This window comes from Scandinavium lactucae (genome assembly GCF_033843265.1).
GTDB classification, from domain to species: domain Bacteria; phylum Pseudomonadota; class Gammaproteobacteria; order Enterobacterales; family Enterobacteriaceae; genus Scandinavium; species Scandinavium lactucae.
Genome location: NZ_JAWXRD010000040.1, coordinates 252,013 through 265,689 on the forward strand (window position 1 = coordinate 252,013; position 13,677 = coordinate 265,689).

The 13,677-nt window shown below is 57.3% G+C and carries 6 protein-coding genes; 4 read left to right on the forward strand and 2 right to left on the reverse strand.

All coding sequences use genetic code 11. The annotated features are described in order from the left end of the window. Nucleotides 1-113: 113 nt before the first annotated feature. Entirely contained in the window at nt 114-8,693 is an 8,580-nt protein-coding gene (locus SIK69_RS18885) for a GH36-type glycosyl hydrolase domain-containing protein (RefSeq protein ID WP_319786786.1), read from the forward strand. A gap of 25 nt (nt 8,694-8,718) precedes the next feature. Here the strand turns inward: SIK69_RS18885 and SIK69_RS18890 are convergent, their stop codons facing one another. Next, a complete protein-coding gene (locus SIK69_RS18890) occupies nt 8,719-9,003 on the reverse strand; it encodes a VF530 family protein (RefSeq protein ID WP_319786787.1) in 285 nt (94 codons plus the stop codon). Between the two features lie 119 nt (nt 9,004-9,122). Then, nucleotides 9,123-11,225: an elongation factor G gene (gene fusA, locus SIK69_RS18895; RefSeq protein WP_319630316.1), complete on the reverse strand. Its 2,103-nt coding sequence runs from the start codon at nt 11,223-11,225 to the stop codon at nt 9,123-9,125. A 240-nt stretch (nt 11,226-11,465) separates the two neighbouring features. On the opposite strand from fusA, the gene SIK69_RS18900 reads away from it, so the two are divergent. The 3 genes from SIK69_RS18900 (at nt 11,466) to SIK69_RS18910 (ending at nt 13,648) form a co-directional block, all read left to right on the forward strand. Continuing rightward, the gene (locus SIK69_RS18900) at nt 11,466-11,771 is read left to right on the forward strand and encodes an ArsR/SmtB family transcription factor (protein WP_319630315.1); all 306 of its coding nucleotides are present in this window, start codon (nt 11,466-11,468) and stop codon (nt 11,769-11,771) included. Nucleotides 11,772-11,871: 100 nt separating this feature from the next. Next, nucleotides 11,872-12,210: a ProQ/FINO family protein gene (locus SIK69_RS18905; protein ID WP_319630314.1), complete on the forward strand. Its 339-nt coding sequence runs from the start codon at nt 11,872-11,874 to the stop codon at nt 12,208-12,210. 106 nt (nt 12,211-12,316) lie between these two features. Then, a complete protein-coding gene (locus SIK69_RS18910) occupies nt 12,317-13,648 on the forward strand; it encodes a glycoside hydrolase family 10-like protein (RefSeq protein ID WP_319630313.1) in 1,332 nt (443 codons plus the stop codon). Nucleotides 13,649-13,677 lie beyond the last annotated feature (29 nt).

Sequence of the window (13,677 nt, forward strand, 5' to 3'; positions counted from 1 at the left end):
TAGTTAATCCGGCAGCTGTTAAATCCCCGATGCCTTACGCCCATCCTGAGAGAACGTTTCTGAACTGATTTCGCAACTGCTCCTGCGCGTTCACGTCGCATCAGAGCAAGCCTATGAAAATGAAACCTAAGGGGTGGCTGAGCCGCTCCTTGCCCCTGGTCACTGCACCCGATCTCGTCCCGTTCCCGGCCAACGATCCTGCCGGAGAAACAAGCCTACGGGCTGAACTCTTTTCCTCAGCTCAGATGGAACGTTTTGGCAAAAAGCTTGCCGGCTCGCATAAATTATCCCCCGATAAACTGCCTTATTACCTGCTTAAGCGCCTGAGTGACAACGAAACCGTTATCACACAAAACTGCTACGTGCTGAACGCCGGGAAAAAGGCCAGCATTATGCCCGCCGGGGAATGGCTGCTGGATAATTACTACCTGATTGAAGAGCAGATCCGCATCGTACGTCAGCACCTGCCGAAAAACTTCGGTAAAGGCCTGCCCGCACTTGCCGCACCGCACCACTGCCCACGTATTTATGATATTGCAGCTGAAGCTATCGCCCATGGAGACGGACGCTGGGACGCCGCCAGCCTGACCAGCTACATCAGTGCCTATCAGCTGCAAACCCCGCTGACGTTAGGCGAAGTCTGGGCATTGCCCGGCATGATGCGGCTGGCGCTCATTGAGAACCTTCGCCGGGTCAGCATTGATGTGGTAAAAGCCCAGCAGGAACGTAATCTGGCCGACAGCTGGGTGACGCGCATTTTCGAATGTGCGGAGAATGCGCCAGCGGATGTCATTATGGTGATTGCCGATATGGCGCGATCGCAGCCGCCGCTCAGCAGTGCCTTTGTCGCGGAAATGGTGCGTCGTTTACAGGGCCGCAGCAATATGCTGGCGCTGCCCCTCACCTGGATTGAACAGCGTCTGGCGGAACAGGGTGTCACCACGGAGGCCCTGATCCATCGCTTTAATCAACAGCTGGCCGCCAGTCAGCTGTCGGTAAGTAACAGCATCGCCGGTTTACGCCTGCTCAGTGAAACCAACTGGGCCGATTTTGCGGAGGCGATGAGCATGGTCGAGCAGACGTTGCGCCTCGATCCGGCGGGAACTTATCCGCTGATGCATTTTGATACCCGCGACCATTACCGCCATGTAATAGAAATCCTCGCCAGAGGCAGTCGTTTCAGTGAACCGGCTGTGGCTCAACATGTGCTGAGCCTCGCCGGACAAAGCGCGGTGAATACGCCCGCCCGGCATATTGGCTATTGGCTGATGGGGGATGGTCGTCAACAGCTGGAAATCGCGCTGACGGCAGACACTTCGCGCTTCATACGCCTGCGCCACAGCTTTAACCAAATCCCCCTGCTTTCCTGGCTCGGCAGCCTGAGCCTGCTAACCACCGCAATAACCGCCGCGATCCTGCACCAAACCGCCCTGTCCGGGATGAACGCGCTGCTTATTGTGCTGGCGCTGCCGCTGATTATGACGGTGGGCCAAATGGTAAGTGACCTGCTGAGTGAAATGACGACCCGCTTTCGCCGACCGCGCCCTCTGCCGCGGATGGACTTTTCAGCCGGGATCCCAGCGGAGTTCGCCACGCTGGTGGTGATCCCCTGCCTGCTCACCAGCAGCGAAGGCATCAGCAAGCTACTGACCAGCCTTGAAGTCTGCTGGCTCGGCAATCAGCATGAACATCTGCGATTCGCGCTGTTGACCGACCTGACCGATTCCACCAGCCAAAATAGCGCAGGTAGCAGCGCCCTGCTCGATCAGGTCGTTTCGCAAACCCAAGCGCTTAACCGACGCTACCCGGCGAGCCGGCCACGCTTTTATCTGCTGCATCGCGCCCCGGAATGGAACCCGCCAGAGGGTGTATGGATGGGGTACGAACGTAAGCGCGGTAAACTGGCGCTGCTGAACAGCTGGTTACGCCAGCCCGCGGCGCAGTTTTCCAGCGTGGAAGGGTTACCTGCGGATCAACTGCCGGAGCAGATCAAATATGTGATTACGCTCGACAGCGATACCGTTCTGCCGCGCGAGACGGCGCACAAGCTGGTCGCCACGATGGCGCATCCGCTTAACCGCCCCGAATACGATCCCGCTCGACAGCGGGTGGTGAAAGGCTACGGCATATTGCAGCCGGGGCTGGCAGAAGAAATGCCGCGCAACGGGCAAGGCCGCTATGCCGCCCTGCGTAGCAGCGTGCCGGGGAATAATCCCTACTCGATGATGTCGTCCGATATCTATCAGGATTTGTTCGGCGAAGGTTCGTTCGTCGGGAAAGGCATCTACGATGTGGATGTGTTTGTGCAGGCCACCGCCAATACCTGCCCTGAAAATCTGGTCCTCAGCCATGATTTACTTGAAGGCTGCTACGCCCGCTCCGGACTGTTGAGCGAAGTGTTACTTTACGAACAGTACCCGAATAATTACCTGTCAGATGTGGCGCGACGCACCCGTTGGATCCGTGGCGACTGGCAACTACTGAACTGGCTGAAACCCCGGGTGCGTAAAGCCGATGGCAGCCGCGATAAAAATCCATTATCGGCCCTTTCTTACTGGAAACTACTGGATAACCTGCGTCGTAGCCTGGTGCCGCCTTCGCTGCTGGTGCTGCTGTTTTGTACCCTGCTGTGGGTGCCGAATCCACTGTACTGGTTGGGCGTGCTGGCGGTCGTGTGGCTGCTGCCGACCGGACTGGCGGTCACTTACGATTTGTTGCGCAAACCTGCACGCCGCCCTTTAATGCAGCATCTGCTGCTGGTTATGGCTGGCGCACTGAAACGACTTACCCGCGTCGGACTCAATTTCATCACCCTGCCCCATGAGGCCGGATATTCACTGTACGCCATCGCCGTGACGCTGTGGCGACTCGGATTCAGCCAGCGCCACCTCAGCCAGTGGGTCAGCTTTAGCCCGAATAATGAGCAAGCCAAAGTCTCTCCCATCCGCTTTTACCGCGCGATGTGGCTGAACGTGGTCTGCGGGGTGGCGATAACGGTGTCTACCGCACACGTAGCGCCCTGGTTCTCGACCGTCGCCTTACCGATTGGCATTCTCTGGTGTCTGGCCCCGCTGCTGTTGAGCTGGCTGAGCCGTCAACCGGTGCGGAAAACGTTTTCGCCGAATAAAGAGCAAAAACAGCTATTGCGCCAGACCAGTCGTGAAATCTGGGCCTTCTTTGAAACCTTTGCCAACGCAAAAGAAAACTGGTTGCCGCCGGACAATTATCAGGAAATCCCTCAGCCGACCGTGGCGCACCGCACCTCGCCGACCAACATTGGCCTGTCGCTGATGGCCAATCTGACCGCCTGGGATTTTGGCTATCTGCCGATGGGTGACGCGTTACAACGCATCACCCAGACCCTCGATACGCTCGATAAAATGGAGCATTACCGGGGGCATTTGTATAACTGGTACGACACCCGAACCCTTGCTCCGCTGAGCCCACGCTATGTTTCCAGCGTCGACAGCGGCAATATGGCGGGGCATTTATTGACCCTGCGTGAAGGGCTGACGGCGATGCGTAATCAGCCGGTGCTGAACGGCGTACAGCTGTTAGCCGGGCTGGACGATACGCTAAGCATTCTGGAAAAACACTGGGGCCAACATGCCCCGACCGGGCTGCGACTGATGCGCCAGCATTGCCAAAAAGCGACGCATTTGCCACCTGCGCAGCTCTTTACCGAATTAAAATGGATGCGTACCCAAAGCAATCATCTGTATGCGCTGTGTCATCATGAAGATCGGCTAGTGATGCGCTGGATTGAGCATCTCCAGCATCAGCTGGTGCTGATCTGCCATGAATGGACGCACCTGCTGAGCTGGATAACCACAGCGTATAACGCGCAGACGTTACCCACCTTGAGTGAGATTGCGCAGGCCAACCATACCGGTGAAGGAACGCCATCGGCCTCGGCTATCGCGCTGGCCCAGATGCGGCTGGATATCCTAACTGAGCTGGAACAGCGGCTGAACGATCATGCGCAGATGGATTTCACCTTTCTGTACAGCGAGGTCACCAGCCTGTTGAGCATCGGCTACAACTGCGACAGCAACATGCCGGATAAGAGTCATTACGACCTGCTGCCGTCCGAAATTCGTCTGACCAGTTTCCTCGCCATTGCCACTAATCAGCTGCCACTGAAAAGCTGGTACGCGCTGGGGAGACTGTTCACGACGATTGATAACGAAACCGCGCTGATGTCCTGGAGCGGATCGATGTTTGAATATCTGATGCCGAACCTGGTGATGCCAACCTGGCCCGGCAGCCTGCTGGACGAAATGAGTCAGTCTTCGGTGATGCGCCAGATTGACTGGGGTAAAGAGCGCGGCGTACCGTGGGGTGTGTCGGAGTCCGGCTACCACGCGTTTGACGTACAGCAAAATTACCAGTATCAGGCCTTTGGCGTGCCCGGTCTCGGGCTGCGTCGCGGGCTGGCAGATGATATGGTCGTCGCGCCTTACGCCACGCTGCTGGCGCTGATGGTCTCGCCACAAAAGGCCTGTGAAAACCTGGCCCGACTGGAAAAAATCGGCGCGCGCGGTGAATTTGGTTTTTACGAAGCGCTGGACTATACCCCGTCGCGACTGGCCACCGGGCAACTGTATGCCGTGGTGCAATCGTGGATGGCGCATCATCAGGGTATGGCGTTTCAGGCGCTGGCCCACGTGTTGCTCAATGCCCCGATGACCGATCGGTTTATGGCCAGCACCGCCTTCCAGTCGGCAAGCCTGCTGTTGCAGGAACGGGTGCCGGACGCGGTCGATCTCTACAGCCCACGTCGTCATTTCGAATCGCATGAAGGTCGGGTAAAACCGGTGCGCTATGAGCCCCGCGTGTTCACCGATGCAGACAGCCCGGTGCCGGAAGTTCAGCTCCTGTCCAACAGCCATTACCACCTGATGATGACCCATACTGGCGGGAGTTACAGCCGCTGGAACGACCTGGCCCTCACCCGCTGGCACAGCGATACCACCCGCGATAACTGGGGCGCATTCTGTTATATCCGCGATGCCCAAACCGGCGAGCTGTGGAGCAATACCTGGCAGCCCATTGGCGAGGCAGACAGCAATGATGAAGTGATCTTTACCGATTCGGGCGCGGAATACCGACGCTCATTTGGTACGCTGAGCGTCAAAACCAAGATTGTGGTATCCCCCGAAGATGACATCGAACTGCGCCGCGTTACCCTGCTGCACCGGGGCCGCCAGCCGCGCACCCTCGATTTGACCACCTACGCCGAAGTGGTGCTGGCCCCTGCCGCCAGCGACGAAGCGCATCCGGCTTTCAGTAATTTGTTTATCCAGACTGAACTGATCCCCGCCCAGAATGCCATTCTCTGTCACCGTCGCCCCCGCTCGCCGGATGAAAAAACGCCGTGGCTGTTACACATGATGGTGGTGCATGGCGATAAGCAAAATGACGTGTCGTTTGAAACCGACCGGGCAACCTTCCTCGGACGTGGCAAAGGCCCGGCGGATGCGCTGGCGGCTCATCAGAGCGGCTCGCTCAGCAATACCGCCGGTTCGGTGCTGGATCCGATGCTGGCCATTCGCCAGACCCTTACCCTACAACCCGGCCTGCCGGTGACGCTGGATATTGTGTATGGCGTGTGTGAAAACCGTCAGCAAAGCCTTGGCCTGCTGGAAAAATACCGTGACCACCCGATTGCCGATCGGGTCTTTGAACTGGCCTGGTCGCACAGCCTGGTGGTATTACGCCAAATCAACGCCAATGAAGATGACGCCGCACTGTTTAACCGCCTCGCCAGCGCCATTTTGTACCCCTGCCAGGAGTTACGTGCCGACAGCCGCGATATCAGCCGCAATCGTCGGGGGCAATCTGGTCTGTGGGGCTGGGCGATTTCCGGCGACTTGCCTATCGTGCTGCTGACTATCACCAGCGAGGAAAGCATTCTTTCGGTGACCACTCTGATTCAGGCGCACCGCTACTGGCGACTGAAAGGGTTAGCAGTAGATTTGGTTATCCTTAACAACAGGCCCGGTGGCTATCAGCAAGGGTTACAAAACACGATCATGGATTTGATTTACGCCGGGTCGGAAGCCAGCCAGTTAGATAAATCCGGGGGTATATTTGTGCGTAACGGCGAGCATCTTTCCGCCGAAGACAAGCTGCTGTTAATGAGCGTGGCGCACCTGTACCTCGATGACCGCTCAGGTGGCCTGAACGAGCAGCTCGATCAGCGTATTCATACCCTGAAAGCGCTCCCGAGACCATTCGTGCCCAACATGAGCCTGGGTAACAATCTGCATATTCCGTGGTCGCCGGATACCGGCCAACTGCTGCATTTCAACGGTCACGGAGGCTTTTCTCAGGATGGCCGCGAATACCAGATTGTGCTGCGGGAGAATGAACCCACGCCCGCCCCGTGGTCAAACGTGCTGGCCAACCCCCGTTTCGGCAGCGTGCTGTCCGAGGCCGGTCAGGCCTATAGCTGGTATGAGAACGCCCATGAATATCGGCTTACGCCGTGGGAAAACGATCCGGTGAGCGATCGCAGCGGCGAAGCGTTTTATCTGCGCGACGAAGAGAGCGGCGCGTACTGGTCGCCGACCACTCTCCCGGTGCGTGGCGAAGGGGATTACCTCACCCGTCACGGTTTTGGCTACAGCGTATTTGCCCACCGTGAGAACGGGATCGACAGCGAGTTGACCATCCTGGTGGCCGAACAGGATCCCGTTAAACTGGCGATTCTGACGCTAAGCAACAACTCCGGGCGACCGCGTAAGCTGTCGGTGACCGGGTTTGTGGAGTGGACGCTCGGGGCATCACGCGCCCATTCTGCCCTGCATGTTATCACCCATGACGCCAGTGTGAACGGTGGCTGTGGCGTGATGGCAAATAACTTTTATGGCGCGGATGGCGGCGGTCGGACGGCCTTTTTAGCCGTGAGCGGCGTTCACTGTTCGATGACTGGCGATCGCCGTGAGTTTATTGGCCGCAACGGAACGCCAGCAAAACCAGCGGCGATGAACTTGCGCTGGCTGTCGAACAAAACCGGGGCCGGGCTTGATCCCTGTGGCGCGGTGCAGTCTGCGGCAACGCTGATAGACGGCGACCAGAAGACCTTCGTTTTTGTCCTCGGCGTCGGGGACGATCAGGCGCAGGCCCAGACGTTGCTCAACCGTTATTTGAATGAAGATGCGGCCCGGGAAGCGCTGAGCCATGTGCATCAATACTGGCACAACCTGCTCGATAAGCTGGTCGTCACTACCCCGGATACCAGCGTCAATTTGCTGGTTAACGGTTGGCTGCTGTACCAGACCATCGCCTGCCGTCTGATGGCGCGCAGTGGCTACTACCAGTCCGGCGGCGCATTTGGTTTCCGCGATCAGTTGCAGGACACCCTCGCACTTAGCCACGCGGCACCGGAACGCCTGCGCGAACAAATCGTGCTTTGTGCCTCACGGCAGTTTATCGAAGGCGATGTGCAGCACTGGTGGCATCCCCCGCATGGCAATGGGGTGCGCACCCGCTGCTCGGATGACTATCTCTGGTTGCCGCTGGCGGTCTGCCACTATGTGGAAACGACAGGCGATTCCGGAGTGCTCGATCAGCGCATTACCTATCTTGAGGGGCGGCCCCTGCAACCAGGCGAAGAATCTGTGTATGACCAACCGGTGATCAGCGGTCTCGAAGAAACGCTGTGGCAACACTGCGTCAAGGCTATTGAGCATGGTCTACGCTTCGGTCAGCATGGCCTGCCGCTGATGGGGGCGGGTGACTGGAATGACGGTATGAACCGGGTCGGGATCGACGGCAAAGGCGAAAGCGTATGGCTCGGCTTCTTCTTGTATGACGTTTTACACCGCTTCGCCGGGTTGGCCGAACAGCGTCATGACCCCATCGTCGCCGAACCGTGTCGGACCGAGGCGATGCGTTTAGGCAAAAATCTTGAAGCGTCTGCCTGGGACGGCGAATGGTATCGTCGCGGCTATTTTGACGATGGCAGCGCGCTGGGGTCACACGCCTCGCAGGAGTGTCGCATTGATGCGATTGCCCAGAGTTGGTCGGTGCTTTCCGCGGCGGCTAGCCCGGAACGCAGTCATCAGGCGATGCAGTCGCTGGATAACTATCTGGTGGATGACGAGGCCGGGCTGATTAAGCTACTCACCCCGCCGTTCGACGGACATGGGCCGAATCCGGGCTACATTCAGGGTTATCTGCCGGGCGTGCGAGAAAACGGCGGGCAGTATACCCACGGCGCAATCTGGGCAGTGATGGCCTTTGCCCGGATGGGCAATACCGAACGCGCCTGGCAGCTTTGGGCGCGGATCAATCCAATTAACCACGGCCTAAACGAGGAGGATATTCAGCGCTATAAAGCCGAACCTTACGTGATGAGTGCCGATGTATATAGCGTTGAGCCGCATACCGGGCATGCAGGCTGGAGCTGGTATACCGGATCGGCAGGCTGGGCCTATCGCCTGCTGACTGAGGAACTCTTGGGGATAAAACGTTACGGCGTCACTTTTTCGGTACACGCTCAACTGCCCGAGGTCTGGCCTGCAATCAACCTTAATTGGCAAAACGGCAGTAGCCAGTACCAGATAAGCGTCATGCGCGGCAGCGAAGACTATAAGGTGATGCTTGACGGTGTGGCGCTGCCGGATGACAGAATTCCGTTAGTCGATGACGGGCAAAACCATCGGGTTGAGATTACGCAAAGGTAAAACGGTCAGGCCGAAAGAGCGGGACTTAATCCTCGCTCTTTTTACCCTGCCAGTTGGCCCACGGATTGTCGGCAGTGTCGGCTTGGTCTAAGTCTTCCAGTGAATCAATGTACAAATCTTCAACCTCTTTGCGTGCCCAAGGGGTACGGCGCAGGAACTTGAGGCTCGACTTAATACTTGGGTCGCTTTTAAAACAGTTAATCTTGACGTGCTTCGCCAGTTCCGCCCAGCCGTATTTGTCCACCAGCGCAGTCAACAAGGCTTCGAGGGTAACGCCGTGGAGCGGATCTTTTGAGGGCTGAGCGGTCATGATTTTTCCTGCGATATCTGTGAAATTGCGCACACCATACTGGCTGTAAAAGCCTTCTGCAACATTCGTAAAAAAGCGGCGACCCTCAAGTGTGAGAGCCGCCGCTGGTTTATGCCCGTTTAGGCTTTGGCGCGTTTGGCGATAATTTCATCCGCCACATTGCGTGGGGCTTCAGCATAGTGATGAAACTCCATGCTGTACGTGGCCCGCCCCTGTGACATCGAGCGCAGCGTGGTGGAATAGCCGAACATTTCGGCCAGCGGCACGTCGGCACGAATGATCTGGCTGCCAAATCGTTCTTCCATGCCCTGCACCATTCCGCGTCGGGAAGACAAATCACCCATGATGTTCCCGGCGTACTCTTCCGGCGTTTCCACTTCCACATGCATCACCGGTTCCAGAATCACCGGATCGGCCTGGCGCACGCCCTCTTTGAAGCCAAAGATAGCCGCCATACGGAACGCCAGTTCTGATGAATCGACGTCATGGTACGACCCAAAGGTCAGTGTCGCCTTCAAATCGACCACCGGATACCCGGCCAGTACCCCGCTGTTCATCGCTTCGCGCAGGCCTTTTTCTACTGAAGGAATGTACTCCCGCGGTACCACGCCGCCTTTAGTCGCATCTTCGAAGCTAAAGCCGCTCCCGGATGCCTGCGGTTCCAGGCTGAGCACCACGTGGCCGTATTGCCCTTTCCCCCCGGACTGACGCACAAACTTACCTTCAACTTCCTTCACGGCTTTGCGAATGGTTTCGCGATACGTCACCTGTGGCCGACCGATATTGGCTTCCACACCGAACTCACGTTTCATGCGGTCGACGATGATTTCCAGATGCAGTTCGCCCATACCGGAAATAATGGTCTGCCCGGATTCGTCATCGGTATGCAAACGAAACGATGGATCTTCCGACGCCAGCCGTTGCAGCGCGATGCCCATTTTCTCCTGATCGGCTTTGGTTTTCGGCTCGATCGCCAGCGATATCACCGGCTCCGGAAACTCCATCCGTTCCAGGGTAATGACGTGGTCCGGATCGGTCAGCGTGTCGCCGGTGGTCACATCTTTCAGCCCCACGCAGGCGGCGATATCTCCGGTGCGCAGTTCATCGACCTCATGCCGATCGTTGGCGTGCATCAGTACGATGCGCCCGATGCGCTCTTTCTTGCCTTTAACCGGGTTGTACACCGCGTCGCCCTTTTTCAACACGCCTGAATAGACGCGAATAAAGGTTAACTGGCCGACGTACGGATCGGTCATCAGCTTGAACGCCAGCGCCGAGAAGGGTTCGTCATCGCTTGGGTGACGCTCCGCCGGTTGGCCTTTTTCATCAACGCCGTCAATCGCCGGAACGTCCAGTGGCGATGGCATCAGCTCAATCACCGCATCCAGCATGCGCTGTACGCCTTTGTTCTTAAATGCACTTCCCGCCAGTATCGGCTGGATTTCTCCGGCGATGGTCCGTTGGCGTAAACCGGCGATAATTTCGCTTTCATCCAGCGCGCCCGTTTCCAGGTACTTATCCATCAGCGCGTCGCTGGCCTCAGCGGCGGCAGAGACCATTTTCTCGCGCCAGAGCTGGGCCGTTTCCCGTAACGCCGCAGGTACAGGCTCGTAGCTGAAGGTCATACCCTGGGTTGCGTCATCCCAGCGGATCGCCCGCATTTTGACCAGATCGACCACGCCAGTGAAATGCTCTTCCGCGCCAATCGGGATCACAATCGGCACTGGATTGGCCTTCAGACGGTCTTTCATCATCTGCACCACGCGGAAAAAGTCAGCGCCGGGACGGTCCATTTTGTTGACGAACGCGATGCGCGGCACATGATACTTATTGGCCTGACGCCATACGGTTTCCGACTGCGGCTGCACGCCGCCGACCGAGTCATACACCATCACGGCACCGTCCAGCACACGCATGGAGCGTTCCACTTCGATGGTGAAATCGACGTGCCCCGGGGTATCGATGATGTTGATCCGGTGCGGCTCAACATTGCGGTCCATACCGGACCAGAAGGTGCTGACGGCGGCTGAGGTAATCGTTATGCCGCGCTCCTGCTCCTGCGCCATCCAGTCGGTGGTTGCCGCACCATCGTGTACTTCACCCAGTTTATGGCTCATCCCGGTATAAAACAGGATGCGCTCGGTGGTGGTCGTTTTACCGGCATCGATATGCGCGGAGATACCGATGTTGCGATAACGTTCGAGGGGGATGGGTCGGGGCATGATGCGTCCTTAGTCAGTTGACTGTTTGTTTGTGGCCGGAATGAGCCACCATTAGGTTACGGCATCGATAATAGTACAATTGTACGAGTATATTCGAACTATATTATCTATTGGTGTAATCGGTGAGTCGCCCGGCGGCGCTGTGCTTGCGCGGGCCTACAGCAATACGTGACTTTGATGAAGGTCTTTCGGTATATTACCGCGCACCAACCCGCCCCCCCCCGCAGACACAGGAACAGTATGATCGCCAATCACCCCGAACGTGAACAGATTCGCCTGGAAAATGTCCTTTTTGCATTAGGGAATGCGCTGCGTCTGGAGATTGTGAAAATGCTGGCCGATGGCCGCGAAATGAGCTGTGGCGCGCTGCGTCAGGATGTGGCGAAATCGACCATGACGCATCACTGGCGGGTACTGCGTGACAGCGGCGTTATCTGGCAACGTCCGCAGGGCCGGGAGAATATGATTTCACTGCGTCGCGATGATTTAGACGCACGTTTTCCGGGTTTACTGGATACGCTACTGCAGTCTATCCGCCGTAATTAATAGCCTGCCCCCCCTCACTATTTGCCCCTGCCCGTCCACTGCACCTGTCACAGGTTTGTTTTATACTCATCAAAAAGCCCCCTACTGATGAGACACCACAGTGGATAAAAACCAACGCGCCGTTATGCTGCGTGAGAGCTGGCCGTTGCTCTTTGCGCCGGACCCACCCAGACCGCTTAAAGTGGGCATCATGAAGGATTTGATTGCCGATGCCGCAAGGCGCGAGATTGATTTCCCAGGGGTTGAGATTGGTAAAGCCCTGAAGCGTTATACCCGTACTATTCCCTATCAACTGGCGCTGGTCAGAGAAAGCCAGCGCTACGGTATTGACGGCGAACCCGACGGGGTGGTCACCGACGAGCAGCGGGCTATGGCACTGAACTGGTTGAATAACAACCCAAATTATCCACAGGCCGTAGCGCCATCGGAACAACCTTAAACGCTGAATGCCTTTTGATGCGGCGACCCGCTTTCCAGGTTGCTCGCCCTGGCGAATCATACGAGAATGAGCTTCGCTAATGTGAAGGCCTGAATAAGACAGGGATATGATTATCAGCTCACGAATCCACCCTTTTATCACCCGAGTGACCTGGACCAGCGCCCTGATTGCCAGTGCGCTGCTGCTTGGCAGCTGTGGCTCAAAACCGCCTAAGTCGCTCGTGACTCCGCTGCCGCCGGTAGCGAAACACCCCCTGCCGAATAAACCGGATGATAACCGCCCGGTACGCGGCGTGTGGCTTACTACCGTGTCGCGCCTCGACTGGCCGCCGGTCTCTTCGGTCAACGTCAGCGATCCTGCTACCCGCGCCAGCCAGCAAAAGAAAGCGCTGACCGATAAGCTGGATAACCTGCAACGCCTGGGGGTGAATACCGTCTTCTTCCAGGTTAAACCGGATGGCACTGCCCTTTGGCCGTCAAAAATTTTGCCGTGGTCCGATATGCTCACCGGAAAAGTGGGCGAAGACCCGGGCTACGACCCGCTGCAATTTATGCTCGATGAAGCGCATAAACGTGGGATGAAAGTCCACGCCTGGTTTAACCCGTATCGCGTCACCACCAATATCAAACCGGGTACGGTGGCCGAACTGAATCGTACTCAGTCCCTGCATCCGTCCAGCGTGTATGTCGCGCATCGCGACTGGATCCGGGTGTCCAGCGACCGCTACGTGCTCGATCCGGGCCTGCCGGAAGCGCGGGACTGGATCACCAGTATCGTAGCGGAAGTGGTCGCACGGTATCCGGTCGACGGCGTGCAGTTCGACGACTATTTCTATACCGAAACGCCCGGCTCCACCCTTAATGACAGCCAGACGTTCCGCACCTACGGCCAGGGGTTTGCGTCGAAAGCTGACTGGCGACGCCATAATACCGAGCAGTTGATTACTCAAGTCTCGCGCACCATTAAACAGCTGAATCCAAACGTGCAGTTTGGCGTCAGTCCGGCAGGTGTGTGGCGCAACCGCTCGCACGATCCGTCAGGCTCTGACACCCGGGGTGCCGCTGCCTATGACGAATCTTATGCTGATACCCGTCTGTGGGTGCAAAAAGGGTTACTCGATTACATTGCGCCACAGGTTTACTGGCCGTTCGCCCGGGATGCCGCCCGTTATGATGTGCTGGCAAAATGGTGGGCAAACGTGGTGAAACCCACACATACGCGGCTGTATATCGGCGTGGCGCTGTATAAAGTGGGAGAGCCGTCGCGTAACGAACCTGACTGGACCGTTCAGGGCGGTGTCCCGGAACTGAAAAAACAGCTCGATTTAAACGACGCACTCCCGGAAATTCAGGGCACTATTCTGTTCCGTGAAAATAACCTGAACCAGCCCCAGACCCAGCAGGCGGTGAACTACCTGCGAAACCGCTGGGGCAGTTGATTAGCATTATGCGGGTCATCATACCCGCC

What these genes read in the sequence shown, in the direction of transcription:
- fusA (WP_319630316.1), bottom strand. Translation starts at nt 11,225, where the DNA reads ATGCCCCGACCCATCCCCCTCGAACGTTATCGCAACATCGGTATCTCC.
- SIK69_RS18900 (WP_319630315.1), top strand. Translation starts at nt 11,466, where the DNA reads ATGATCGCCAATCACCCCGAACGTGAACAGATTCGCCTGGAAAATGTC.
- SIK69_RS18885 (WP_319786786.1), top strand. Translation starts at nt 114, where the DNA reads ATGAAAATGAAACCTAAGGGGTGGCTGAGCCGCTCCTTGCCCCTGGTC.
- SIK69_RS18910 (WP_319630313.1), top strand. Translation starts at nt 12,317, where the DNA reads ATGATTATCAGCTCACGAATCCACCCTTTTATCACCCGAGTGACCTGG.
- SIK69_RS18890 (WP_319786787.1), bottom strand. Translation starts at nt 9,003, where the DNA reads ATGACCGCTCAGCCCTCAAAAGATCCGCTCCACGGCGTTACCCTCGAA.